The sequence below is a fragment of the Succinimonas sp. genome, from assembly GCF_045225735.1.
Classification (GTDB): domain Bacteria; phylum Pseudomonadota; class Gammaproteobacteria; order Enterobacterales; family Succinivibrionaceae; genus Succinimonas.
Map to the genome: position 1 here is coordinate 1 of NZ_JBGVBR010000018.1, position 2,080 is coordinate 2,080.

Below are 2,080 nucleotides of genomic sequence, written 5' to 3' on the forward strand. Positions count from 1 at the left end.
ATGCAGGGCTTCTCCCCCAGAAAAGCATAGACACAGGCCATGCCGGGCTTCATGCGGACGCCATGAACCAAAATCTCGGCCCCGAGATCCCGAAGAGCATCCGGCACCAGATCATAATCCCCGGCTGAAACCCCGCCGGTGGTAATCACCGCATCATGATCCTGAAGAGCTCCGGCCACAAGAGAGGCAATCTCCGCCGCGGAATCTCCCGCTCTGCCGGCATAGTCTGCGCTGTATCCGGCTCTTTTTAGCTCGGACATCAGCATATAACGGTTGGAATTATAAATCTGCCCTCCGGAAAGCGGCTTTCCGGGATCCTGAAGCTCATTTCCGGTAGCGATCACCGCCACCCGAAGTTTCCGGTATACATAAGCCTCCGTAAGCCCCTGAGAGGCCAGCATGCCCATAACCGCAGTATCCGCAGGATCCCCCTTCCGGGCCAGCGTCGCCCCGGCCTTCACATCCTCTCCGGCTCTGATCACGTTCTGTCCCGGACGGAAGGAGCTCATCAGGGTAACCGTTTCCCGGGTAAATACCGTATCCTCATACTTGGTAACCGCATCAGCCCCCCGGGGCACCGGAGCTCCGGTCATGATCCTGACAGCTTCGCCCTCCCCGAGGCACAGATCCCCCGCGCTGTCCCCGGCCCTGAACTCCGCAATGACTCTCAGGGACACCGGAGACTCCGGAGCGGCGTTTTTCACATCAGAGCTCCGGAAGGCATAACCGTCAAAGGGCGATCTGTCATAATGAGGAATCATCATCCCGGCAATGACATCCCGGGCCAGGATCCGGCCGTAAACCTCATCCAGAGGCACGATCTCCGCGGAAACCGGCTTAATCCGGGACAGCAGCAAATCTCTGGTCTCCCGAAATGTCATTTTTTTAGGCTTTTCGTTCATGCTGTTCATTTTCCTGTCGCTTATGCTGTCATTTCACCATGCTGTCATTTCACTATGCTGTCATTTCATCATGCTGTCGTTCATTTGTCATTCCTGCGGCCTTCCCGCCTCCGGAAAGATTCTCCCGGCCCTCAGCCCCGGAGAGCCATCACCGCTCTGTCCGGAATAAAAAGAGAAATTCCGGCGTTTTCCGCCATCTCTCCGTCGCTGCCGGTTAGCGTGCCGGGCCGCCAGATATCCCGGGATACCTGCCAGTATAAGGGCCGGGGATCCGGAACCCGGGGATTCCGGAGATCCAGAGTATAGCTGAAAAGGTTTTCCGTTACGCTTTCAATGGCAAAATCATAGAAGCGGCCCGGCTCCGCCGACTCTGATGCCGCCAGCCCTGACTTCTCAGATCCTGTTTCACCAGGGTGCGGCTTGAGTCTCATGTCATTCATGCGGATTCCCGCCGCGGTGATCCCAGAAATATCTTCATTTGCTCCCCGGAGCGGCGCCCGAACCCCCCAGCCCGGAACCGTGATAAATCCGGCAGCGTCGATTTTGGCGGGAGCAATGTTCTTTACCCCGGTAAGTCTTGCGGCATGCACTGTCCCGGGATTCTCAAAAACAGCTCGCACCTCTCCCGAGGACTCGATAACGCCGCGGTGAATTACCGCCACTCTGCCGGCCAGCCGAAAAACCTCATCCCGGTTATGAGACACTAAGATAACGGTCTTCCCGAACTCACGCATCACCCGTGAGAGCTCCTGCTCCAGGCTGAATCTTAGGTGCTCGTCCAGCGCGGAAAAGGGTTCATCCAGCATCATGATATCCGCATCGTTCACCAAAATTCGGGCCAGAGCAGTTCTTTGCATCTCGCCTCCGGAGATTTCCGAAGCCCGGGAATTTCTTACGTGAGAAAGCTCCATTCTCTCAATCATCTCTCCGGCCAGGCGAATTCTGTCAGCTTTGCTTTTATGAACAGCGGATCTTACTCCCATAAGGACGTTTTCAAAAACAGTCATGCCGGGAAACAGGGCATAGTTCTGAAAAAGAAACCCGGTTCTTCTCTCCTGGGGCCGGAGATTAATGCCCTTTGCCGCATCGAAGATCACCCGGTCATTAAGAACAATGCGGCCGGAGTCCGGTCTGGCAATGCCGGCAATGCAGCGGAGGGTCATGCTTTTTCCGGAGCC

The 2,080-nt window shown here is 56.3% G+C and carries 2 protein-coding genes; both read right to left on the reverse strand.

Annotated features, from left to right (window positions below; translation table 11 throughout):
* The coding region (locus tag ACJROR_RS00490; protein ID WP_406545385.1) for a molybdopterin molybdotransferase MoeA at positions 1–902 on the reverse strand (902 nt) is incomplete at its 3' end.
* Positions 903–1,033: 131 nt separating this feature from the next.
* Positions 1,034–2,080 (reverse strand): sulfate/molybdate ABC transporter ATP-binding protein (locus tag ACJROR_RS00495; protein ID WP_406545386.1); only part of this gene is annotated, 1,047 nt, incomplete at its 5' end.